This is a genomic window from Nonomuraea candida (assembly GCF_000725485.1).
Classification (GTDB): domain Bacteria; phylum Actinomycetota; class Actinomycetes; order Streptosporangiales; family Streptosporangiaceae; genus Nonomuraea; species Nonomuraea candida.
This window is the reverse complement of sequence record NZ_JOAG01000005.1, coordinates 310,020-332,530: the sequence shown is the minus strand read 5'-3', so window position 1 is coordinate 332,530 and position 22,511 is coordinate 310,020. Positions and strand designations below refer to the sequence as shown.

The window sequence follows — 22,511 nt, the reverse complement described above, 5'->3', positions numbered from 1 at the left end:
CCGCCAAGCTGTTCATCAGGAACACTACGGAAGGAGCGGTTGTGATAACCGGACTCGCGATGGACCTCGTGGCGATCGTCGTGCTCGCCTACGGCCTCTACTACCGGCGCCACCATCGGCGCGACCTGCTCTTCGCCTACGTCGCGCTCAACGTGGGCATTTTCGCGGTCGTGTCGCTGCTGCTGGTCCAGCGGGTGGACATCGCCGTCGGGTTCGGGTTGTTCGGGGTGTTGTCGATCATCCGGCTGCGGTCCAACGAGATCACCCAGCAGGAGATCGCCTACTACTTCGTGGCGATCGTGCTGGGCCTGGTCAACGGCATCGCCGGCGCGTGGCCGCTGACCGCGTTGCTGCTCAACTGCGTGCTGCTGGTGGTGATGTTCGTCGCCGACCATCCCGGGCTGCTCGGCCGCACGCGCCACCAGGTCGTGACGCTCGACGTCGTGCACGCCGACCCCGAGCTGCTGCGGGTGGACCTGGAGAGCCGGTTGCGGGCGCGGGTGGTGCAGTGCGTGGTCACGCAGATCGACTACGTACGCGACGTGACCGTCGTCGACGTCCGCTACGTGGTGCCGAACGCGCGGGCCGGTGTGCGATGACGCGGCATCACCGGATGAGAGTGCTGTGGGGGTGTGCCGATGGCTGAGCTCTACGCCGACGCGCTGATGGCGGGGGTGGCCGCCACGATGCCGCCGCTCGGGCTGGAGGACGTGCCGGAGCTGATGAGCCGGGTCGACCGCAAATACATCGTGACCTCCTCGACCATGGCGCGGCTCGCGGGAGAGCTGGGCGACCGGTTCCTGGCGTTGCAGATCGGGGGCCGGCGGCAGTTCCGCTACACCTCCACCTACTTCGACACCCCCGACCTGCTCACCTACCGCCAGCATCGGCAGGACCGGCGGCGCAGGTTCAAGCTGCGCACCCGCACCTACCTCGACGGGGGCGGGCAGTGGCTGGAGCTCAAGCTGAGCGGGGCGCGGGGCAGCACCGACAAGCACCGCATCCCCTACGACGACGCGCCCAGCCAGACGCTCACCCCTCAGGCGCTCGACTTCGTGCACGACACGCTGCTCAGTGAGCTGCACCTGATCGCGCCCGAGCGGCTGGAGCCGGTGCTGGCCACCGACTACAGACGCGTGACCCTCATCGACCGCTCCGGCGGGGCCCGGCTGACCTGCGACACCGGGCTGATCTGCCGCGACGGGCGCGGCAGCACGCCGGCGCGCGGGGACATGGTGCTGCTGGAGTCGAAGTCGGCCGGTGGGAAGGCTCTGATCGACCGGCTGCTTCGCGAGATGGGGGTGCGGCCGGTGAGCGTGAGCAAATACTGCCTCGCGGTCGCCGCCCTCCGCGACCTGCCCGCCAACCGGTGGCACCCGGTGCTCCACCGCTACCTGGCCCACCGCCCGTCCCCGCGCCGCCCGGCCTCCCACGGCCACGCCCCCGGCCGGACGGCCGGGTGGGGCGGCACCGGTGGATGGGGCGGCACCGGTGGATGGGGCGGCACTGGCGGGTGGCGCGGCACTGGCGGGTGGAGCGGCCCTGGGGGGTGGAGCGGCAACGGTGGGTGGGGCGGCACTGGCGGGTGGAGTGGTGCCGGCGGGCGGGGTGACCACGGTGAACCGACCGGTGCCCGTGGATCTCAGTGGCGTCGGTGAATCGATGGCGGAGGTGAGTGCGGCGCGGGGCCGCGGACGGGGTGGCCCCGGTGAACCGGATCGACCTGACCGGGGTTGACCTGCGAAAACTCGACCCGAGACGCTTCGCGGTGATAAGCAGGGGAATAGACCTGTAACAGTGAGTAGCGAGTGCTTGCCGAGAGTGTGGTCAGCCGGGATGTGACGCTTGGTGGTCGGTCGGTGGAAGCAGGCTGCTTCCGGCAAAGAGGGATTTCCCGATGCTTGAGCGCCTTCATGAGATACCGGGCGTCCTGTTGAGTGCGGATGAGTACCTGGATGACTTCTGGCCGAACTTCCGCAGGATCGACGACGTCTTCTGGAAGCTCGAACGCACCCAGAGCTTCCGCGATCCGGGCGAGCCCGGCTGGACCGCGCTGCTCGATGCCGAATGGGAACGCTCACTCAAGCTGATCGACGACGGCCAGGGGCTCGCGGTCATGAGCGAGGGCACGGCCGGGAACGGGCACGCGGGCGATAGCGGGGGCCCGGGTGGGCGCGAGGGCGCGGGCGGGGGTGGGCGGCAGGTCGTGAGCGTGCCCCGGCGGCGGATCAGGATCGTCGAGCAGCCGGTCACGCCCTATCTGCAGTGGGAGATGCACGTGCTGGCGATGAGGGTGAGGGCGGCGGAACAGGTGCGGGTCCTCGACGCGGGGGAGGTGGCCGAGCTGGAGGTCGGACGGCGGCTGCCGGAGCTGGTCGTGCTCGGTACGAGGGTGATGTACGAGGTGACGTACGACGAGTCGGGGAGGCACAGCGGGGCGCGGCGGATCGACGACCGCGAGGTGATCGTGGCCTGCCAGGGGGAGCTCGACAAGCTGTTCGCCACGGGCGAGGAGTTCCGGGCCTACTACGAACGGGAGATCGTGCCCCTGCCATCCCCTCGCGTGACCGCCTGACTCCCTTCGGCCCTGCTCCGGTGGCCGTCCGGTACAGGTGAGCGTTCTGCTCGTGGTGATCCGAGGAATCGTGCCCCTTCCGTCCCCTCGCGTGACCGCCTGATTCCCTTCGGCCCTGCTCCGGTGGCCGTCCGGTACAGGTGAGCGTTCTGCTCGTGGTGACTCGGGGAACGGGTGGCGAGCCTTGGAGGGGCATTGAGGGAGGAAGTGCGGGTGGAGCCCGGGTGGGAGGGGGCTTCTGGGCCCCGTCCTGGCCGGGCTCCGGGTGGGTTACAGGGGGAGGTCGCCGGTGGCTGAGCTGGTGGAGCCGGTGGCGCGGTAGGCGGCGATGGTGCGTTCGGCGATGCGCATCTGGTGGATCTCGTCAGCGCCGTCGGCGAAGCGGGCCCAGCGGGCGTGCTGGAACATGTGCGCCAGCGGCGTGTCCGTCGAGTAGCCGAGCGCCCCGTGCACCTGGATCGCGCGGTCCACGATGCGGTTCAGGCTGTTGGCCACGAAATGCTTGGCCATCGACACCTCCGTACGGAAGTCCTCACCCTTGTCGATCTTGGAGGCGGCGTGCAGGACCATCAGCTTGCACTGGTACAACTCCATGGCCGAGTCGGCGATCATCCACTGGATGCCCTGCTTCTCCGCCAGCAGGGAACCGTGGCTGTAGCGGTTGAGGGCGCGGTCCACCATCATGTCCAGCGCCGTCTCGGCCTGGGAGATCCAGCGCATGCAGTGGGCGAGCCGGGCCGGGCCGAGCCGGTATTGTCCCAGCCGGTGCCCGTTGCCCCGGCCGCCGAGGATCGCGCTGTCGGGGACGCGCAGGTCCTTGATGACGATCTCGCTGTGTCCGGTGGAGCCGTGCATCGTCTCCACCTCGCGTACGTCGTTCCAGCCCGGGTTGGGCAGGTCCACGAGGAAGGCGGTGTTCGCGCCCCGTGAACCCTCGGGCACGTCCTTCTCCGTCCTGGCGATGAGGATGGCGAAGTTCGCCCGGCGGGCGTTGGAGATGAACCACTTGTGACCGTTGATGATCCACTCGTCACCGTCCTTGACCGCCTCGGTGCGGATCAGCGTCGGGTCGGAACCGGCCACCTCCGGCTCGGTCATGGCGAAACAGGACATCATCCGGCCGTCGAGGAGCGGGCGGAGGTACTTCTCCTTCTGCTCGTCGGTCGCCCAGTGCAGGAGGGTGTGCATGTTGCCCTCGTCCGGGGCCTGGCAGTTGAGCACCCACGGGCCGATGCGGGTCTTGGCCGCCTCCGACTGCACCATGGCCAGCTCCACGTGCCCCAGGCCCATGCCGCCCCATTCCTTCGGCATGTGGGGCAGCCACAGGCCCTCCGCCTTGGCGAGGGAGCGGAGGTGGAAGATCGCGCGGAGGTACTCGTCACGGTCGCCCTCCTTCAGGTCCGCCATCGCGGGGATGACGGTGTTCTGGATGAAGGCGCGGACCCGCTTGCGGATCTCCTCGTGCTCCGGGGCGAGGGTGAAATCGATGGCCATGCTGTCGTTACTCCTTGCTGGCAGCGGCGGCGGTCACGCGTGGGTCACGCATGCTCGCCGCCGATGGGTTCGGTGGTGTCATCTCCACCTCCACCGCCGGCCCTCATGGACGTGACGGTGGAAGTGGGGTGTAGGGGGCTTCGGTGTGGCCGGGAGTGGCGTTGGCCGGGAGTGGCGTTGACCGGGAGTGGCGTTGCCGGGAGTGGCGTTGGCTGTGACGTCGATGGTGGCTTGGACGTCGATGGCGGTTGTGGTGGTGATGCGTGGGGGTTGAGGTGGTGATGCGGGAACTGTGGTGATGCTGGGAGTTGAGGTGGTGATGCTGGGAGCTGTGGTGGTGAAGGTGGGAGTGCTGGTGCCGGTGGGGGATGGGGGAGGGGCGGGGTAGTGGCAGGCGAGCCAGTGGTCCTCGCCGATCTGCCTGATCAGGGGCTCCTCCGCCGCGCAGCGCGCCGCCGCCCGGGGGCAGCGGGTGCGGAAGCGGCAGCCCGTGGGCGGGTCGACGGGGGAGGGCGGCTCGCCGGTGATCAACTGGTCGGCGGGGGGCAGGTCGAGGCCGCCGCCCGGGATCGAGGCGATCAGGGCCCGCGTGTACGGGTGCGCCGGCCGGCTGATGAGCGCCTCGCTGGGCGCCAGCTCGCACACCTTGCCCAGGTACATCACCAGGATGCGGTCACTGACGTTCTTCACCACGGCCAGGTCGTGGGCGATGAAGACGAGCGTGAGCCGGTAACGGGCCTTGAGATCCTCCAGCAGACCGAGGATCTGGGCCTGCACGGACACGTCCAGGGCCGACACCGGTTCGTCGCAGATCACCACCTCCGGGTCGAGGATCAGCGCCCTGGCGATCGAGATGCGCTGGCACTGGCCGCCGGAGAACTCGTGCGGCCGCCGTTCCGCCGCCGTCGCCGGGTCCAGGCCGACCGCCTCCAGGACCTCGTCCACCCGGTCGCCGGGGAGGTTCCACACGCGCGGGCCCTCGCCGACGATCTCGCGGACGCGGCGGCGGGGGTTGAGCGAGGAGATGGGGTCCTGGAAGATCATCTGGAGGCGGCGGCGGGTCCTGCGCAGGGACTCCCCGCGCAGCGCGGTCAGCTCCAGGCCGTCCAGCCGGACCGAGCCCGAGCGGGGCGGCGGAAGCTGCACGAGCGCCCGGGCGGCGCTCGACTTGCCGCAGCCGGACTCGCCGACGATGCCCAGCGTCTCGCCGCGCGCCAGGTCGAAGCTCACCCCGGAGACCGCCCGCACGGTACGCCCCCGGCCCGCCGGGAACTCCACGACCAGATCCTCCACCCGCAGCAGCACCTCGTCGCGGGGTCGGAGGTGCGCACTACCGCTACCGGCCACGGCTCTCAACTCCTGACGCTGCGTCTCCCGTGACGGTCTCAGGGCCGGCACCACCGCTCGTGCTCTCGGGCCGAGGACGGGTGGGGGTGGTGTCGCTCGTGCTCCCGGTGTCCGCACGGGTGTGCGCGGTGTCGTTCGTGCTTCCGGGTTCCGCGGGGGCGGGGTCGCGGGGGAACCAGCAGGCGTACTGGTGGTGCTGGGGGCCGTCCTCGAAGAGCGGGGGCGGCTCGGTGGCGCAGCGGTCCCGCGCGTACGGGCACCGGGCCCGGAACGGGCACCCCGGCGGCAGGTCCACCAGGTCCGGCGGGCGGCCGGGGATCACGCGCAGGCGGTGGTGCACCGGGTCCGTCAGGCGGGGCGCGGCCTGGAGCAGGGCCTCGGTGTACGGCATCCGGGGCCGGGCGAACACCTCCCGCGCGGGCCCCCGTTCCACCACCTTCCCGGCGTACATGACGATCACCTCGTCCGCCCATCGGGCCACCACCGACAGGTCGTGGCTGACCAGCACCACGGCCATGTCCCGCTCCTCGCGCAGCCGGTGCAGCAGCCGCAGCACCTGGTCCTGGATGGTGACGTCGAGCGCGGTGGTGGGCTCGTCGGCGAACAGCACGTCGGGCCGGCACGACAGCGCCATCGCGATCGTCACCCGCTGCCGCATCCCGCCCGAGAGCTGGTGCGGGTAGCGGCGCAGCATGCGCGCGGGATCGGGGATGCCGACCGAGGCCAGCAGCCGTACGGCCTCCGCGCGGGCCTCCCGCCGGCCCATGCGCAGGTGCACCCGCAGCGGCTCGGTCACCTGGGCGCCGATCGTGCGCACCGGGTTCAGCGCGGTCATCGGGTCCTGGAACACGGTGCCGAGCCGGAGCCCGAGCACGGAGCGCATCTCGGCGGGGCCGTAGGCGGTCAGGTCGTCGCCCGACAGGTACACGTGGCCGCCGCGCACGGAGGTGCCCGGCAGCAGGCCCAGGATCGAGCGGATGAGCATCGACTTGCCCGACCCCGACTCGCCGACGATGGCGAGCGTCTTTCCGCGTTCCAGCGTGAAGGAGACCCCGTCCACGGCCTTGACCAGGCCGCGCGGGGTGGTGAAGTGGGTGCGCAGCTCCTCCACCTGGAGCAGGACGTCGTGGACGGGGTGCGGGGCGGCGGGCAGGGCGGGGGCGGCGGCCGGGCGCACGGGCTCCAGGCCGCTCTCCCGCACGTCCGTCATGGCCCGCAGCCGGTCGCCGACCAGGTTGAACGACAACACGGTCAGGAACATGACGACCGAGGGGGCCAGCACCACGTGCGGCGCGGTCTCCATGAGCGTGCGGCCCTCGTTGATCAGCCCGCCCCAGGTCGGCTGGGGCGCCTGGACGGACAGGCCGAGGAAGGCCAGGCTGCCCTCGGCGACCACGACCACGGCCATCCCGATGAACGCGTACGAGGCCGCGGGCACGGCCACGTTCGGCACGATCTCCCGCCACAGGATGCGCCGGTCGCGGGTGCCCAGGACGCGGGCGGCCAGCACGAACTCGCGCTCGGCGAAGGTCAGGGTCGCGCCCCTGATGAGGCGCACCCAGGAGGGCACGCCCAGCACGCCCAGCACGATCAGCACGTTGCGCAGGCTCGCCCCGGCGAAGGCGACCACGGCCAGCGCGAACACCAGCGCGGGGAACGCCTGCGCCACGTCGTTGACGGCCATGATGACCGCGTCGGCGGCCTTGCGCCGGTAGCCGGCCAGGATGCCGAGCGGGGCGCCGATGCCCAGGCCGAGCAGGACGGCGCCGATGCCCACGCCGAGGGAGACGCGGGCGCCGTACACGACCCTGCTGAGCACGTCGCGGCCGAGGCCGTCGGTGCCCAACGGGTGCGCGGCGCTGGGCCCCGACTGCGGCGGGCCCGCGAGCGTCTCGTCGTAGCGGGGGAAGGGCAGCAGGTCGGCCAGCAGCGCGGCGAGCAGCACCAGCCCGATCCAGCTGGCGGCCAGCCAGAAGCCGAGCCCGAGCCGCCTACGCACGCCGGATCCGCGGATCGACGGCGGCGTACACCAGGTCCACCGCGAAGTTGACCACCACGTAGCCGACCGAGATCAGCACGACGCCTCCCTGAACCGTCAGGTAGTCGCGGGAAAAGATGGAGTCGACGATGAGCCGCCCGATGCCGGGCAGGCCGAAGAGGGTCTCGATGATCACCGTGCCGCCGATGAGCGCGCCCAGGTTGAGGCCGATGGCGGTGATCAGCGTGATCGCGGAGGGGCGCAGCGCGTGCCGCCACAGGATGCGGCGCGGCGACAGGCCCCGGGCGCGGGCCAGCGTGATGTAGTCCTCTTGCAGGGTGGCGATCAGGTCGGTGCGCAGCAGCCGCGCGTACACCGCGAACTGGCCGCAGCCCAGCGTGACGGCGGGCAGGATCACCGAGGTGAGGTTCCAGCCGAGATCGAGCGTGATGGGGGTCCAGCCGGTCGCGGGCACCACCTGCCAGGTGACCGCGAAGAGCAGGATCAGCACCACGCCCAGCACGAACACGGGCGTGGACAGCAGCGCGAAGCTGAGCGCGGTGAGCGCCTGGTCCAGGGCGCGGCCGGCGCGCCGGGCGGCGGCCACGCCCACCGGCACCGCCAGCCCGAGCGCGATGAGCTGCGCGGCGATGAGCAGCTCCAGCGTGACGGGCAGCCGCTCGGCCAGCTCGGCGCCGACGGGCATCCTCGTGATGTACGAGGTGCCGAAGTCGCCGGTGGCCAGGCCGCCCAGCCAGTCGAGATAGCGCACCAGCAGCGGCTGGTCCAGGCCGAGCTCCCGGCGGAGCTGCGCGCGGGCCTCCTCGGTCGCCGACAGGCCCAGGATCTGCGTGACCGGGTCGCCGGGCAGCAGGTTGAGCAGGACGAAGGAGAGGAAGGTCACCACGACCAGCACCACCAGGAGCCGGGCCAGCCGGTGGACGACGATCACCGCTCGCTGACCCAGAGCTGGCCGAACGGGTGGTACGGGATGGGCGACCCGGTCAGCGGCAGCCCCTTCTCGCCGTCGGGCAGCACGTGCTCGCCGATGCCGCGCACCTTGGTCCTGGCCACGATGGCGCCGGTGTCGAGGTGGTCGATGAACACGTACGGCACCTGGTCGCGCAGGCGCTGCTGCACGGTGGCGTACGCCTGCTTGCGGGTGGCCTGGTCCGGGCTCATCCGGCCCGCGTCCAGGGCGGCGCTCAGCTTCTCGTCCTTGAGCCTGGTCATGTTGAGCGAGACGGCGCCGACGGGCTTGGCGTAGGCCTGGTGCATCCAGACGTACTCGCCGTCGGGGTCCTGGGAGGAGAACTGCGTCCAGACGGTGGCCGAGAAGTTGCCGGTGATGGCGCGGTTGATCAGGTCGGCCTGGTCGGCCTGCTTGATCGACACCTCGATGCCGGCCTTGCGCCACATGTCCTGGGCCAGCTCGACGCCCTGCATGGTGTTGGGGTCGGGGGTGGAGATCAGCTCGAAGCGGATCGGGCCCTTCTCCGCCTCCACCTCCTTGACCAGGGCGGTGGCCCTGGCCAGGTCGTAGCCGGGGTAGCCGCCGGGGGCGTACCAGGGGGAGTCCTTGGACCAGGGGCCGTCGGCCGGCTGGGTCAGGCCGCCGCGCAGGGTCTTGATGACGGTCTCGCGGTCCATGGCGTGCGCCAGGGCGCGGCGCACGCGTACGTCGTCGAGCGGGGCGACGGCGGTGTTGAGCAGGAACATGTACTCGGCCACGGCCATGCCGCTCGCGCGGTGCACCGTGTACCGGTCCTTCATGGCGCCGAACTTGGTCAGGTCCTCGTCGCGGGAGGTGCCGACGGCGTCCACGCCGCCCGCTTCGAGGGTCTGGGCCCGGGTCTGGCTGTCGGGCAGGATGCGGAACTCCACCTCGTCCAGGTACGGCAGCCCCGCCCGCCAGTAGCGGGGGTTGCGGGTGACGACCATGCGGTTGTCCGGCACGTACTCCTTGAAGACGAACGGCCCCGTGCCGACCGGCTTGAGGCTGGCCGCCTTGGGGTCGTTGAGCGAGGCCGGCGGGACGATCATGCCGGTCTGCACGGCCAGCAGGTAGGGGAAGGCCACCCAGGGGTGGTGCAGCACGACCTTGACCGTCATCGGGTCGGCCAGCTCGAACGACTTGATCGGCGTCATGGCCGCCGCCGTCAGCGGGGACTTCTTCTGGGCCTCGAGGTTGGCCTTGACGATGTCACCGGTCAGGGAGATGCCGTCGGAGAAGGAGACACCCGGCCTGACCTTGATCGTCCATTCGTCGTACTTCTTGTTCGGGGTGAGCGACGCGGCCAGGTACGGCTTCCAGGCGCCGCCGGCGTCCACGCTCACCAGCGGCTCGATGATCGTGCCCGCCATGCTGTAGCTCTGCGCCGCGAACTGGTCGGTGATCGGGTTGAACCCGTTGGCGTCCGCGCTGAGCGCGTAGACCAGGCGGCCGCCCTGGGCCGGCCCCGTCGCGGCCGGACCGGGCTGCTCAGGTGCGGCGACCGGCCGCTGGCCGCTGCATGCCAGCAGCACCGTCGAGGCCAGCAACAGTGTGGCCGGCGTCCTCCAGCGTTTCATCCACGCCTCCTCCCGGCTGATCCCCCGAGAGCAATTTCACCGATAGTACTATCGGTGAAATTGCGCACAAGACCTCCGGGACAATCGTTACCGGGAGGGAGGGGATCGATGACGAGCACGCCGCTCACCAGGAGCGAGGCCAAAGACCTGACCAGGCGCAAGCTCATCCGCGCCGCTCTGGCGATCCTGGACGAGGAGGGCGAGGCGGGGCTGAGCACGGTCAAGGTCGCCAAGGCCGCCGGCATCGCGCAGTCCAGCTTCTACGTGCACTTCAAGGACATGCAGGAGCTGCTGCTGGTGCTGGCCGAGGAGGGCGGCGCGCGGCTGCGCGCGTCGATGCGCGAGGCGCGGCGGCGCGCCCGCGAGTCTCCAGGCGACCTCGACCTGCACCGCGAGACGTTCCGCATCCCGCTGGAGTCCATCTGCCGCCATCCCGAGCTGCTGCGCATCCAGCTCAGGGCGCGGCACGACCCCTCCTCCTCGCTGCGCGGCTTCGCCACGGAGTCGGCGGCGGCCTATCGCGAGCACCACGCCGCCGACCTGGCCGCCCTCGGCTACACGGCCGACGACGAGCGCGACAGGCGGCGGCTGGAGATGATCGCCGACGGGATCAACGCGGCCACCAACGCGCTGGCGATGGGCCACCTGGAGGGGCGCTACCCCGACCTGGACGAGGCCGCCGACATCCTGACGGCCCTGTCCAGGGGCGCGCTGCGATGGCTCAAGGCCACCTCGGCCAAACCCGGCCCGGCCGCCGACCAAGCCGCCGACCAAGCCGCCGACCAGGCCGCCGACCAGGCCGCCGGCCCGGCCGAGGGCCCCGGATCGGCGTGAACCCGGCGCCGGCTCAGAGGCCGGCGGCGGACACCAGGGCGGCGATCTCGGGCTCCGTCAGGCGGCCGTCGGCCACGATCGTGACGACCCGCCTGGTCAGCGTGGTCTCGAAGGTGAGCGGGCGGTCCCAGGCCAGCGCCTGGCCCACCCCCGGATACTCCGCCACCCGCACGAACCACGGGTCGCCGTCGGCCTGCACGAAGACCAGGGTCCAGTCCCGGCCCTCCGGCGTGGTGCCCGACATGGCCACCCACGGGTCCGTGCCGCCGTGCACGGACGCCTCGTCCCCCGGCAGCGTCTCCCGGGCGGTCGAGGTGCCGGGGGCGCGCCAGAAGAAGCCGCCGTACCCGGCGCCCGCCCGGCCCTTGGTGGCCGAGCTGTTGATCTCCAGCGGCGCGCCGGTCAGGTTGGTGAGCGTGAACGCGAAGTCCAGCGCCCAGGCCGCCCCCACCGGGCGCGCGGCCACCGTGCGCTCCTCGCGCACGACCACCGGGCGCGCGGCCACCGTGCGCTCCTCGCGCACGACCGGCCGGCCGTCCGGCCCGAGCCACTCCAGGTGCTCGGTGAAGCCGCCGTCGTCCAGCCGGGAGAAGGCCACGTGCCGCTGCGTGCCGTGGTCGTCCAGCCAGGTCGGGCCCCGGTCCTTGACGTACGTGCGGCCGCCCCAGAAGTTCACGCCGCCCAGGTCGGAGATGGCCACCCCCGCGCCCAGGTGGTGCACGTGGTCCTCCGGGCGCACCTCGGTCACCTCGACGCCGCCGAGCGTGCGCACCCCGTACAGGTAGGGGCGGGGCGAGTCGGTGGCGGGCAGGTCGGGCCGCGTCTCGTAGGAGGCCACCGGCCGCTCCCCGACCAGCAGCTCCACCCGCGTCCACGGCACGTCCAGCTCCGAGAAGAGCGCCAGCTCGCGGGCGCTGCGCCGGACCAGGTCGGCCACGCCGGGCAGCACGCGGGCCACGACCTCGCCCGCGGCGTTCCGCTCCACGCTCTGGTGCCGCGCGGGGATCGGCGTCGGGTCGGGGGCCAGCCGGATCGCGTCCAGGACCTGCGTGAAGCGGTCGGTGGCGGAGAGCGGCACCAGCAGGTCCGCGCCCGTGCGCACGTGGTCGATGAGGTTCTCCAGCAGGTCCACCCGATCGTGCACGGTCGTCGTGACCGAGCCGTCGGGCAGCTCCACCTTGAGCCGGTCGTGCGTGTACGTCAGCGTCGCCCGCCCCGCGTCACCCTCCACGACCAGGTGCCCCTCGCCGCGCACGACACCGCCGGGCACCGGCCGGGGCGGATCGTAGGGCGCGCACAAGGTGGCCGCCATGGTGATCGTGAACCCGTCCGCCAGCCGGACGCGCACGCACGAGGTGTCGTCGGACTCGATCGGGTGGGCGTGGAACAGCTCGGTCTCGATCTCCTCGATCGGGCCGTCGGCCAGGGCCAGCGCGGTGGCGATGGCGTGCGCGAACGGGTTGGTCAGCGCGCCGTCCATCACGTCCACGCCGTCCAGCCGGCGCCGGCCCGCCCAGCGGGCGCGGGTGAAGTAGGCCGACGGGCGGTGCCAGGCGCCCCAGCCGCCGATGCCGCGCACCCGGCCGAGCCGGCCGCGCGCGATCAGGTCGCGCAGCGCGGGGATGGCCGCCGAGCCGAGCGACTGGAAGCCGACCTGGCAGGCCAGCCCGGTCTCGGCCACCGCGGCGGCGATCCGGCGCTGCTCGTCCGGGCTGGGCGCGGGCGGCTTCTCCAGCAGCACGTGCGAGCCGGCGCGCAGCGCCGCGATCGCGAGATCGGCGTGCGTGTTGATCGGCGTGCAGACGATCGTGATCTCCGCGCCGGTCTTGGCGACCAGCTCGCCGAGGTCGGGCGACTGCGGCGGCGCGCAGAAGTCCACCTCGACCGGCCGCAGGTCGCAGATCCCGGCCAGCTCGACCACGCCCCGCCCGGCCAGGTCACGCAGGTGCTCCAGGTGGTGCCGCCCGTGCCCGGTGGCCCCCGCCAGCACGACCTTCACCGGCGCCATCGCGCCCCCCTTCCCGCCGAAGTCCGGCGCCATCACGACCCCTCCCCGCCGGACACCGGCGTCCTCACGGCCTCTCCCCGCCGGGCATCGGCGTCATCACGACCACCTCAGCCCGAGTCCGGCGTGCCCGCCCGCGCGCAGCACGCCGTCCGACACCTCCACGGGATACGGCTCCGCCAGCAGGCCCAGCCGGGCGAAGGAGGCGTCCTCCACGTCCTCGGCCATGACCGGCTGCGGCAGGCACAGGGCGAGCTGCCCCGACACCTCGCCCAGCAGGTGCGGGTAGACCGGCACGCCGTACGTCCTGGCCAGCTCCGCGATCCGCAGGAACGGCGTGATGCCGCCCACCCGCACCACGTTCGGCTGCACGATGTCGCACGCCCCGGCCGCCAGCAGGTCGCGGAAGCCGTAGGTGGTGTAGACGTTCTCGCCCACCGCGACCGGCACGTCGACGGAGCGGCGCAGCTCCACGTGCGCGGCCACGTCGTCGGCCGGCAGCGGCTCCTCGATCCAGTGGAGGTCGAACTCGCGCAGCGCGGCCAGCGCCCGGCGGGCCCTGTGCAGGTCCCAGCGCTGGTTGGCGTCGATCATCAGCAGCCGGTCGGGGCCGATCACCTCGCGGACGGCCGCCACGCGGGCGACGTCCTCGGCCAGGTCCGGGCGGCCCACCTTGATCTTGACGCCCCAGTAGCCGGCCGCCACCCAGCGCCCGGCCTGCGCCACCAGCTCGTCGAGCGGGTAGTGCAGGTTGACGCCGCTGCCGTAGACCGGCACCTCGTCGCGCCGCCGGCCCAGCACGTCGGGCAGCGCCTCGTCACCGCAGCGCAGGTCCCACAGCGCCAGATCGACGCCGGCCAACGCGATCGTGGTGATCCCGCCGGGGCCGGCCTCGCGCAGGTGCCGCCAGAGCCGGTCCCACACCACCTCGGGGTGCGCGGGCAGGCCGATCAGCGCCTCGCGCAGGTCGTGGTCGAGCAGCGCCTTGACGGCGTGCGCGCCGATCTGCGGCGTCCAGGAGAACCCGGTGCCGGTGCGGCCGTCCTTGAGCGTGACGTGCGTGACGATCACGTGGTTGTCCGGCACGTCCGCGCCCCAGGGCCGCGGCAGCGGGGCCGTGCGCAGCTCGGTGCGCAGGTCCGCGATCGTCATGACACCACCAGGTCGAGACCGGTCTTGATCAGCGCCTCCAGCTCGGCGAGGTGCTCGCCGGTCACCTCCACCAGCGGCGGCCGGACGGTGCCCACGTCGAGCCCGCGCAGCCGGACGCCGGCCTTGACCAGCGCGACCGGGTAGCCGGGGACCTTGCCGCGCAGGCGGACGAGCGGGGCGTAGAACTCGGTCAGCAGCCGCTCGTCGCCGTTCAGGTAGGCCAGCGCGATCTCCGGCGCGAACGCGAACACCGCGCTGGAGTAGAGCTCCACGCCGATGCCCCGGTAGGCGGGCATGGTCAGCTCGGCCGTCGGCAGCCCGTTGAAGAACAGGAAGTCCGGGTGCGTCTCGCGCACGGCGAGCACGGTCCGCTGCATGCGGTCGATGTCGCCGAGGCCGTCCTTGAGCCCGATCACCCCCGGGATGCCCGCCAGCTCCACCACGGCCTCGGGTTCGAGCACCACGGAGCCGCGCTGGTAGATGATCACTGGCAGCACCTCGGCCACCGCCCGGACGTAGGCCGCGAAGCCGTGCCCCGGACCCTGCGCCAGGTAGGGCGGCATGAGCAGCAGCCCGTCGGCCCCCGCATCACGAGCGGCCCGCGCCTGGCTCAGCGCCGCGCCCAGCGGCCCGCCCGCGCCCGCGAACAGCGGCACCCGGCCGGCCACGGCCTCGGCCGCCACCCGCACCGACCGCGCGTGCTCGGCCTCCGACAGGGCGGAGAACTCGCCGGTGCCGCACGCCACGAAGACGCCGCCGGGGCCGTGCTCCATGCCGCGCCGGATGTGCTCGGCCAGCAGGCGCTCGTCGAGCGCGCCGCCGGCGTCGAAGGGGGTCACGGGGAAGAACAGCACACCGCTGAGGTTCATTCGGCTACATCCTTGAGTTCGTCGCGCCAGCTACGCCTGGGCTGCCAGCCGAGCAGCCGCCCGGCCTTTTCGGTGGAGAACGCCGGGCTGGTGCCGGTGAGCCCCGAGGCGAGCGCCTCGGTGCCGGGCACGACCTGGGGCAGCAGGTCGGCCAGCGGCTTGCGGGCCAGCGCGTCGGCCGCGCCGGCGAAGAACACCTCGCCGTTGGGCAGCTCGGGCAGCGCCTCGGCGAGCACGGCGATCATCTCGGCGGCGTCGCGGGAGTCGATGTAGTTGAACAGCGACACCCCGCCCAGCTCGGGCCGGTCGAGGCGCTCGCGCACGGTGTGGCCCGACTGCGTGGGCGCGCCGGCCCACTCCTCGGGCGGGATCACGAAGCACGGCCGGACGGCGGCGAACCGCGTCGCGGCGCCGGCCGCGGCGAACGCCTTCATCGTCTGCTCGGCCGTCACCTTGGACAGGTTGTAGGCGTTCCAGGGCCGGACCGGGTGCTCCTCGTCGATCGGCAGGTACGACGGCGTCCAGCCGCCGGGCGCGCCGTATCCCATGACGGTCGGGCTGCTGGCCACCACGACGCCGCCGACGCCGAGCGCCACGGCCGCCTCGCACACGTTGAACGCGAGCTGCGTGTTGACCTTGAAGATCACTGATTCCGGGAAGCTGAACGGGGTGGCGATCGCGGCCAGATGGATCACCGACTCGGGCCTGAACCTGGCCAGGACCTCGAACGTCTCACCGGTGTCGGTGAGGTCGGCGGGCAGGGTGACGGCGGCCTCCTGCGGGGTTCCGGGGGCGCGGTCAACGCCGATGACCTCGTGCCCGGCCGCCGCGAGCGTGCTGACCACGCTGCGGCCGAGGCGTCCTGCGCTTCCGGTGACGAGGACTCTGCTCACCGTATGGGGCTCCTTCAAGACTGCAAACAGTTGCACTAAACCTTTGTGTCCCGAGGGGCAGGGCGTCAAGAGGGGATTTCGTTACCACGCGTCTAGCTGGGGCTTCCCGACTCCGTCTCTGCCCTGGTGGTGCGGCAAGCGCTTTCATCTCCGGCATGGGCTCTGCAAGCGGTTGCGTTAGGGTGAGCGACTGTGACAGTGACGATTCGTGATGTGGCCAGGGCCTCCGGCGTGCATGTCTCGACGGTGTCCAGGACGTTCTCCGCGCCGCACATGGTGAACGCCGCCACCCGCTCCAGGGTGCTGACGGTGGCAGAGGAGCTGGGATACCGGCCCAACCGGGCGGCCAGGGCGCTCACGACCGGGCGTACCCACAACCTCGGGCTGATCGTGGCCGACATCGCCAACCCGTTCTTCCCGCCGCTGATCAAGGCCGCGCACGCGGCGGCCAGGCAGCGCGACTACCACCTGTTCGTGGCCGACACCGACGAGGAGCCGGCCGCCGAGGAGGAGCTGATCCAGGCCTTCTCCAAGCAGGTGGACGGCGTGGTGCTGTGCAGCCCGCGCTCCTCCAACAAGGTGCTGGAGCGGCTGGCCGAGCGGGTGCCGTTCGTGGTGATCAACCGGCGGCTGCGCGGCGCGGCCACCGTGCTCATGGACGTCGGCCACGGGGCCAGGCTGGCGGTCGAGCACCTGGCGGGGCTCGGGCACACCCGGGTCGCGCTCGTGTCGGGGCCCGCCGGCTCGTGGACGAGCGCCGAGATCCGCACGGCGGCCGAGCAGGTGCCGGGCGTCGAGCTCGTCGCGATCGGCCCCAACGCGCCCACCGAGCGCGGCGGGTTCGCCGCGGCGGCCCGGGTGCGCGACTTAGGGGCGACCGGCGTGCTCGCCTACAACGACCTGGTGGCCATCGGGCTCATCGAGGGGCTGGGCGATCTCGGGCTGAGCGTGCCGGAGGACGTCAGCGTGGTGGGGATCGACGATATCGTGCCGGGACGGCTCAACCGGCCCAAACTCACCACGGTCGCCATGCCGACGGCCGCGGCCGGCAGGCTGGCGGTGGACCTGCTCATCCAGGAGGTCAGCGCCACCACGTCGCTGGAGACGCGCCTGGTCATCAGGGACTCCACCGCGGCCCGGCGATGACTCCGCGCCTGCAAACGGTTGTACTAAACCAGATCGTAATTCATCTGACTTATCGCGTGACCATGCCTCTCACCTGGGAAAACGTTGCATCGATATATCGGTAACGGCTATGTAACGCCTGCAAAGGGTTGACGTAACTTTCCCGGCGGCTATAGGAAAGCGCTATCCATTCACTCCTTGCCGGAAGGTCCGTGATGACTGAAGTTTCGGTGGCACGGTGGCGGTGAACCTCAGCAGCGCGGCCCCCCAGCCCGCAGGCCACTACCGCTCCACGAAACGGTCCCGCCGGGAGGCGCGGGCGGCCTATCTCTTCCTGGCCCCATGGTTCGTCGGCCTGCTCGTCATCACGATCGGCCCGATCATCGCCTCCTTGTACCTGTCGTTCACCGACTACAACCTCCTCGAAGAGGCCACGTGGGTCGGGCTCGACAACTACGTCAAGATGTTCACCGAGGACCCCCGTTACCTGAACTCGCTGAAGGTGACGACGATCTACGTGGTCGTGTCCGTCCCGCTGCAGCTGGCCTTCGCGCTCGCGCTGGCCCTGGTGCTGGACCGGGGGCTGCGGGGCCTGACCATCTACCGCTCGATCTTCTACCTGCCCTCCCTGCTGGGCGGCAGCGTGGCGATCGCGATCCTGTGGCGCAAGGTCTTCGGCGCCGACGGCCTGGTGAACGCCTTCCTGTCGGTCTTCGGGATCGAGGGGACCGGCTGGGTCAGCGACCCGGACACCGCCCTGGGCACCCTGATCATCCTGCACGTCTGGACGTTCGGCGCCCCGATGATCATCTTCCTGGCCGGGCTCAGGCAGATCCCCAGCAGCTACTACGAGGCCGCGTCGGTGGACGGCGCCGGCAAGTTCCGGCAGTTCCGCTCGATCACGCTGCCGCTGCTGACGCCGATCATCTTCTTCAACCTCGTGCTGGAGATCATCAAGTCGTTCCAGTCGTTCACGCAGTCGTTCATCGTCAGCAACGGCACGGGCGGCCCCGCCGACGCCACGATGTTCAACACGCTCTACCTGTACCTCTCGGGCTTCAAGCACTTCGACATGGGCTATGCCGCCGCGATGGCCTGGGTCCTGCTGCTCATCATTGCCGGCCTGACCGGGGTGAACTTCCTCGCGTCCAAGTATTGGGTCTTCTATGGCGACGAAAAGTAGGCCGATGTTCCTGTTCCGGCCCCTCAAGGGCGGCCGGATCACCAAGCACATCCTGCTGGTGGGCTTCGGTCTGGTCATGCTCTATCCGCTGCTGTGGATGATCTCGAGCTCGCTCAAGCCGGAGGAGCTGATCTTCCGCCAGCCCGGACTGTGGCCCAGCGAGATCACGCTGGAGAACTACACCGAGGGGTGGACCGCGCTGAAGCACCCCTTCGGCTACTACCTGTGGAACTCCGCGGTGATCACGATCATCTCGGTGGTGGCCAACCTGGTGGCCTGCTCGCTGGCCGCCTACGCCTTCGCGCGGCTGAACTTCCCGCTGAAGAAGCTGTGGTTCACGCTCATGCTGGGCGGCATCATGCTGCCGCACCACGTGCTGATCGTGCCGCAGTACATCATGTTCTCCAAGCTCGACCTGATCAACACGATCTGGCCGCTGGTGCTGCCCAAGATCCTGGCCACGGACGCGTTCTTCATCTTCCTCATGGTGCAGTTCATCCGTACTCTTCCCAGAGAACTGGACGAGGCCGCCGAGATCGACGGCGCAGGGTACTGGAGGACCTTCATCCGCGTCATCATCCCGCTGTGCCTGCCGGCGCTCGCGACCACGGCGATCTTCACGTTCATCTGGACCTGGAACGACTTCCTCAGTCAGCTCCTGTATCTCAACAACCCGGATAACTTCACCGCCCCGGTCGCCCTCCGCACGTTCCTCGACGCCAGCAGCGACTCGTCCTGGGGCCCGATGTTCGCCATGTCGATCCTCGCCCTCGGGCCGATCTTCGGCTTCTTCGTGGCCGGTCAGAAGTATCTCATCCGTGGTGTGGCCACCACGGGCCTGAAGTGATCCTCACCCCCCAACATTCACAGGAGGTAGAGCCGTGAGCTCTGTCAAGAAGACGTGGTCGGCGGCCCTGCTCGCCACCGCTGTGCTGGCGGTCACCGCGGCGTGCGGCAGCGGCGGCGGCGACGCGGGAGGCGCCGGCGACAAGATCAAGCTGCGCTTCTCCTACTGGGGCAGCGACGCCCGGCAGAAGATGACCGAAGAGGCCATCAAGAAGTTCGAGGCCAAGAACCCGACGATCGACGTCGAGGGCGAGTTCTCCGACTTCGCCAGCTACTACGAGACGCTGTCCACCAAGGTCGCCGCCAGCGACGCCCCCGACGTCATCACCATCGAGATCCGCGGCCTGCGCGAGTACGCCGACCGCGGCACGCTGGCCGACCTGACGGGCAAGGTCACGACGGGCGACATCGACGCCAAGCTGCTGGGCAGCGGCTCGGTGGACGGCAAGCAGTACGCCATCCCGACCGGCGCCAACGTCTTCCCCCTGGTCGTCAACCCGTCGCTGGTCGAGAAGTCCAAGGCCAAGATGCCGGACGACACCAAGTGGACCTGGGACGAGTACGTCGAGTGGGCCGGCAAGATCACCGAGGGCAGCGGCGGCTCCGTCTACGGCACCCAGCTCAGCTGGAACCCGGGCTTCCTGGAGATCTACGCCACCCAGCGCGGCGAGAAGCTGTACCAGGGCAACAAGCTCGGCGTCTCCCCCCAGACCCTCAAGGACTGGTGGGCCATCATGCAGAACATGATCAAGGTCAAGGGCAGCCCCGACGCCGCCAAGACCGCCGAGGTCGGCGCGAACAGCGTGGACCAGTCGCTGCTGGCCACCAACACCGGCGCCTCCGGCATGTGGTGGAGCAACCAGCTCGGCGCCGCCAGCAAGGCGGCGGGCGCGGAGCTGGACCTGCTGCGCCTGCCCAAGACGCCGGACGCCGCCTCCGGCGGCATGTTCCTGCAGCCCGCGATGTTCTACACCGCCTCCTCCAAGAGCGAGCACCCCGCCGAGGCGGCCAAGTTCATCGACTTCATGATCAACGACCCGGAGGCGGGCGGCATCATCCTCAGCGACCGCGGCATCCCGGCCAGCTCCAAGGTGCTGGCGGCGGTCAAGGACAAGCTGCCCCCGGCCGACCAGAAGGTGCTGACCTTCATGGACAGCATCAAGGGCGAGCTGGGTGACCCGGTCACCGCGCCGCCGAAGGGCGCCAGCGCCATGGAGGACATGCTCAAGCGCTACACCGAGGAGATCATCTTCGGTCGCATGACCCCCGATGACGCCGCCCAGAAGTTCCTGACCGAGGCCAACGCCGCGCTCGCGGGCTGACCCCGCGGAAAAGGAGAGACATGAAGTACGCGTTCGTCGGGCTCGGGCACCGCGCGCAGATGTACGTCGACGCGCTGCTCGGGGAGTGGCGCGACGCCGGCACCATCGTCGCCCTGTGCGACACCAACCGGACCCGCATGGCCTACTACGCCGAGCGGATCGGCCGGGAGGTGCCGTGTTTCGCCGCCGAGGAGTTCGACAAGGTGCTCGAGCTCGCCGACGCGGTCATCGTCACCACCGTCGACGCCACGCACGCCCGGTACGTGTGCGCGGCGCTCGACGCGGGGCGCGACGTCATCGTGGAGAAGCCCCTCACGATCGACGCCGACGGCTGCGCGGCCATCGCCGCCGCGGCCGAGCGCAGCACCGGCAAGCTGATCGTCACCTTCAACTACCGGTACTCGCCGCGCAACTCCGCCGTCCGCCGCCTCCTCCAGGAGGGCGCGATCGGCGAGGTCACCTCGGTGCACTTCGAGTGGACGCTCGACACGATCCACGGCGCCGACTACTTCCGCCGCTGGCACCGCGACCGGGCCAGCTCCGGCGGGCTGCTCGTGCACAAGTCCACCCACCACTTCGACCTGGTCAACTGGTGGCTCCAGTCGGCGCCCGAGCTCGTCTTCGCCCAGACCGACCTGCGGTTCTACGGCGCCGAGAACGCCGCGCGGCGCGGCCTGACCGACCGGCCCGAGCGCGCCCACGGCGCTCCCGGGCTGGGCACCGACCCGTTCCTGCTCGACATCGCCAAGGACGAGCGGCTCAAGCGGCTCTACCTGGACGCCGAGCACGAGGACGGCTACCTGCGCGACCAGGACGTCTTCGGCGAGGGCATCACCATCGACGACAACATGTCGGTCATGGTGCGCTACGCCAACCGCGCGGTGATGACGTACTCGCTGCACGCCCACGCCCCCTGGGAGGGCTACCGGGTGGCCTTCAACGGCACCGCCGGGCGGCTGGAGCTGGACGTGGTGGAGCGCGAGTGGACCTCGCCGCACGCCGCCATCGACCCCAGCGCGAGCTCCAAGGAGCACGCCGCCGGCTCCTGGGAGCGGCTCACGCTGCGCCGGCACTGGAGCGAGCCGGAGGAGGTGCCCATCGAGTCGGGGGCGGGCGGCCATGGCGGCGGCGACAAGCTGCTGCTCGACGACGTCTTCCGCGGCCCCGGCGACGACCCGCTGGCCCGGCAGGCCGGCTACCGCGACGGCATCCGCAGCGTGCTGACCGGGCACGCGGCCAACGTCTCCGCGCGCACCGGGCAGCCCGTGCACCTCGCCGACGACGGCACGCGTGTTCGCTGAGCTGTCGCGGATCGCCACGGCGCAGTTCGGGCTCTATCCGGCGCTGCCGGGGCCCGAGCTGCGGGTGGCGGCGCGGGAGGCCATCGGGGTGCTCGACCTCGTGGCCTCCGACGTGCGCGTCGAGCGCGCCTGGACCGACGGCGACCTGCACGGCGAGGAGCTGTCGTGGTCGGTGGGGTTCGGGCCGCGGACGCGGGCGTACCTGCTCAGACCCCGTGACGCGGACGGGCCGCTGCCCGGGGTGGTGGCGCTGCACTGCCACGGGGGCGTGAAGCACGTCGGCAAGGAGAAGATCGCCGACGGGCCCGAGCCGCCGTCGCCCGAGGTGCGGCGGCTGCGCGAGGCGCTCTACGGCGGCCGGGCCTTCGCCAACGCGCTGGCCCGGCGGGGGTTCGCGGTGCTGGCGCACGACGTGTTCGTGTGGGGCAGCCGCCGCTTCCCGCTCGGGTCCGAGGAGCCGGAGGAGTACGACGCGGCGGCCGGACCGCACGAGCACGTGGTCGCCAAGCACTGCGCCGCGCTGGGCACGTCGTTCGCCGGCGTCGTCGCGGGCGAGGACCTGGCGGCGGCGGCCTACCTGCGCTCGCGCCCCGACGTGGGCGCGGTCGGCTGCGCGGGCCTGTCGGGCGGGGGCCTGCGGGCCGCGCTGCTCGGCGCGTTCGACCCGCGGATCGACGCGGTCGTGGTCGCCGCCATGGCCTCCTCCTTCCGCGACATGCTCGGCGGGCACGTCGAGCGGCACACCTGGATGCTGTGGCCCCCCGGCCTGCCCCGCCTGGGCGACTACCCGGACCTGGTGGCCGCCCGCGCGCCCGCGCCGCTCATGGTCCAGTACGCCCTCCGCGACGAGCTCTTCCCCGAGGCGGGCATGCGCCGCGCGCACGCCATCATCGGCGAGCGGTACCGCGACGCGCCCGGCGGCTACGAGGCGGTCTTCGCCGACGTGCCGCACAGCTTCGACGTGCCGGGGCAGGAGCGGGCCTTCGACTGGCTCGCGGCCCACCTCAAGAGCTGAC

19 protein-coding genes are annotated in these 22,511 nt (G+C 71.3%); 10 read left to right on the top strand and 9 right to left on the bottom strand.

Annotation, left to right across the window (positions count from 1 at the left end; all coding sequences use genetic code 11):
• Positions 1-59: 59 nt before the first annotated feature.
• The 3 genes from IO39_RS05175 (at position 60) to IO39_RS50280 (ending at position 2,575) form a co-directional block, all read left to right on the top strand.
• The gene (locus IO39_RS05175) at positions 60-599 is read left to right on the top strand and encodes a DUF4956 domain-containing protein (RefSeq protein WP_052422458.1); all 540 of its coding nucleotides are present in this window, start codon (positions 60-62) and stop codon (positions 597-599) included.
• 39 nt (positions 600-638) lie between these two features.
• Positions 639-1,658 (top strand): polyphosphate polymerase domain-containing protein, encoded by a 1,020-nt coding sequence (locus IO39_RS05170; RefSeq protein WP_052422457.1) that lies wholly within the window; start codon positions 639-641, stop codon positions 1,656-1,658.
• Positions 1,659-1,933: 275 nt separating this feature from the next.
• Positions 1,934-2,575 (top strand): DUF6879 family protein, encoded by a 642-nt coding sequence (locus tag IO39_RS50280; RefSeq protein WP_157547897.1) that lies wholly within the window; start codon positions 1,934-1,936, stop codon positions 2,573-2,575.
• A 270-nt stretch (positions 2,576-2,845) separates the two neighbouring features.
• Here IO39_RS50280 and IO39_RS05160 read toward each other — a convergent pair whose 3' ends face one another.
• The 5 genes from IO39_RS05160 to IO39_RS05140 form a co-directional block, all read right to left on the bottom strand.
• Complete coding sequence (locus tag IO39_RS05160; RefSeq protein ID WP_043616615.1) at positions 2,846-4,069, bottom strand: acyl-CoA dehydrogenase family protein; 1,224 nt, start codon at positions 4,067-4,069, stop codon at positions 2,846-2,848.
• 78 nt (positions 4,070-4,147) lie between these two features.
• Positions 4,148-5,416, bottom strand: a complete 1,269-nt coding sequence (locus IO39_RS05155) for an ABC transporter ATP-binding protein (RefSeq protein WP_245641814.1) — start codon at positions 5,414-5,416, stop codon at positions 4,148-4,150.
• The gene (locus IO39_RS05150; RefSeq protein ID WP_052422455.1) at positions 5,406-7,415 is read right to left on the bottom strand and encodes a dipeptide/oligopeptide/nickel ABC transporter permease/ATP-binding protein; all 2,010 of its coding nucleotides are present in this window, start codon (positions 7,413-7,415) and stop codon (positions 5,406-5,408) included. Before IO39_RS05150 ends, IO39_RS05155 begins: the two co-directional genes overlap by 11 nt.
• Positions 7,408-8,346 (bottom strand): ABC transporter permease, encoded by a 939-nt coding sequence (locus tag IO39_RS05145; RefSeq protein ID WP_043616612.1) that lies wholly within the window; start codon positions 8,344-8,346, stop codon positions 7,408-7,410. Before IO39_RS05145 ends, IO39_RS05150 begins: the two co-directional genes overlap by 8 nt.
• Complete coding sequence (locus IO39_RS05140) at positions 8,343-9,965, bottom strand: ABC transporter substrate-binding protein (RefSeq protein WP_084772270.1); 1,623 nt, start codon at positions 9,963-9,965, stop codon at positions 8,343-8,345. Before IO39_RS05140 ends, IO39_RS05145 begins: the two co-directional genes overlap by 4 nt.
• A gap of 108 nt (positions 9,966-10,073) precedes the next feature.
• Here IO39_RS05140 and IO39_RS50275 point away from each other — a divergent pair, with 108 nt between their 5' ends.
• On the top strand, positions 10,074-10,799 hold the full coding sequence (locus IO39_RS50275) for a TetR family transcriptional regulator (RefSeq protein WP_052422454.1): 726 nt from the start codon (positions 10,074-10,076) through the stop codon (positions 10,797-10,799).
• A gap of 13 nt (positions 10,800-10,812) precedes the next feature.
• Here IO39_RS50275 and IO39_RS05130 read toward each other — a convergent pair whose 3' ends face one another.
• From IO39_RS05130 to IO39_RS05115, 4 genes are all read right to left on the bottom strand, one after another.
• Positions 10,813-12,807 (bottom strand): DUF6807 family protein, encoded by a 1,995-nt coding sequence (locus tag IO39_RS05130; protein ID WP_084772300.1) that lies wholly within the window; start codon positions 12,805-12,807, stop codon positions 10,813-10,815.
• Positions 12,808-12,903: 96 nt separating this feature from the next.
• Positions 12,904-13,956 carry a mandelate racemase/muconate lactonizing enzyme family protein gene (locus IO39_RS05125; protein WP_043616602.1) on the bottom strand — a complete coding sequence of 351 codons (1,053 nt, stop codon included), beginning with the start codon at positions 13,954-13,956 and terminating at the stop codon, positions 12,904-12,906.
• The gene (locus IO39_RS05120; RefSeq protein WP_043616600.1) at positions 13,953-14,825 is read right to left on the bottom strand and encodes a 5-dehydro-4-deoxyglucarate dehydratase; all 873 of its coding nucleotides are present in this window, start codon (positions 14,823-14,825) and stop codon (positions 13,953-13,955) included. Before IO39_RS05120 ends, IO39_RS05125 begins: the two co-directional genes overlap by 4 nt.
• Positions 14,822-15,718, bottom strand: coding sequence for an NAD-dependent epimerase/dehydratase family protein (locus tag IO39_RS05115; protein ID WP_043616597.1), 897 nt, complete (start codon positions 15,716-15,718; stop codon positions 14,822-14,824). The genes IO39_RS05120 and IO39_RS05115 overlap by 4 nt, the downstream gene beginning before the upstream one ends.
• A 192-nt stretch (positions 15,719-15,910) precedes the next feature.
• On the opposite strand from IO39_RS05115, the gene IO39_RS05110 reads away from it, so the two are divergent.
• The 6 genes from IO39_RS05110 (at position 15,911) to IO39_RS05085 (ending at position 22,510) form a co-directional block, all read left to right on the top strand.
• A complete protein-coding gene (locus tag IO39_RS05110; protein WP_211266890.1) occupies positions 15,911-16,864 on the top strand; it encodes a LacI family DNA-binding transcriptional regulator in 954 nt (317 codons plus the stop codon).
• A gap of 223 nt (positions 16,865-17,087) precedes the next feature.
• The gene (locus IO39_RS05105; protein WP_043616865.1) at positions 17,088-18,026 is read left to right on the top strand and encodes a carbohydrate ABC transporter permease; all 939 of its coding nucleotides are present in this window, start codon (positions 17,088-17,090) and stop codon (positions 18,024-18,026) included.
• Complete coding sequence (locus tag IO39_RS05100) at positions 18,010-18,873, top strand: carbohydrate ABC transporter permease (protein WP_043616594.1); 864 nt, start codon at positions 18,010-18,012, stop codon at positions 18,871-18,873. Before IO39_RS05105 ends, IO39_RS05100 begins: the two co-directional genes overlap by 17 nt.
• A 34-nt stretch (positions 18,874-18,907) precedes the next feature.
• Complete coding sequence (locus IO39_RS05095; protein ID WP_043616591.1) at positions 18,908-20,194, top strand: extracellular solute-binding protein; 1,287 nt, start codon at positions 18,908-18,910, stop codon at positions 20,192-20,194.
• 20 nt (positions 20,195-20,214) lie between these two features.
• Entirely contained in the window at positions 20,215-21,495 is a 1,281-nt protein-coding gene (locus tag IO39_RS05090) for a Gfo/Idh/MocA family protein (protein WP_043616588.1), read from the top strand.
• Entirely contained in the window at positions 21,485-22,510 is a 1,026-nt protein-coding gene (locus tag IO39_RS05085) for a dienelactone hydrolase family protein (protein WP_052422452.1), read from the top strand. Before IO39_RS05090 ends, IO39_RS05085 begins: the two co-directional genes overlap by 11 nt.
• Position 22,511 lies beyond the last annotated feature (1 nt).

Excerpts from the sequence above, each read along its gene's own strand:
- IO39_RS05175 (WP_052422458.1), top strand. The coding sequence starts at position 60 with ATGGACCTCGTGGCGATCGTCGTGCTCGCCTACGGCCTCTACTACCGG.
- IO39_RS05170 (WP_052422457.1), top strand. The coding sequence starts at position 639 with ATGGCTGAGCTCTACGCCGACGCGCTGATGGCGGGGGTGGCCGCCACG.
- IO39_RS05160 (WP_043616615.1), bottom strand. The coding sequence starts at position 4,069 with ATGGCCATCGATTTCACCCTCGCCCCGGAGCACGAGGAGATCCGCAAG.
- IO39_RS05140 (WP_084772270.1), bottom strand. The coding sequence starts at position 9,965 with ATGAAACGCTGGAGGACGCCGGCCACACTGTTGCTGGCCTCGACGGTG.
- IO39_RS50275 (WP_052422454.1), top strand. The coding sequence starts at position 10,074 with ATGACGAGCACGCCGCTCACCAGGAGCGAGGCCAAAGACCTGACCAGG.
- IO39_RS05130 (WP_084772300.1), bottom strand. The coding sequence starts at position 12,807 with ATGGCGCCGGTGAAGGTCGTGCTGGCGGGGGCCACCGGGCACGGGCGG.
- IO39_RS05125 (WP_043616602.1), bottom strand. The coding sequence starts at position 13,956 with ATGACGATCGCGGACCTGCGCACCGAGCTGCGCACGGCCCCGCTGCCG.
- IO39_RS05120 (WP_043616600.1), bottom strand. The coding sequence starts at position 14,825 with ATGAACCTCAGCGGTGTGCTGTTCTTCCCCGTGACCCCCTTCGACGCC.
- IO39_RS05100 (WP_043616594.1), top strand. The coding sequence starts at position 18,010 with ATGGCGACGAAAAGTAGGCCGATGTTCCTGTTCCGGCCCCTCAAGGGC.
- IO39_RS05090 (WP_043616588.1), top strand. The coding sequence starts at position 20,215 with ATGAAGTACGCGTTCGTCGGGCTCGGGCACCGCGCGCAGATGTACGTC.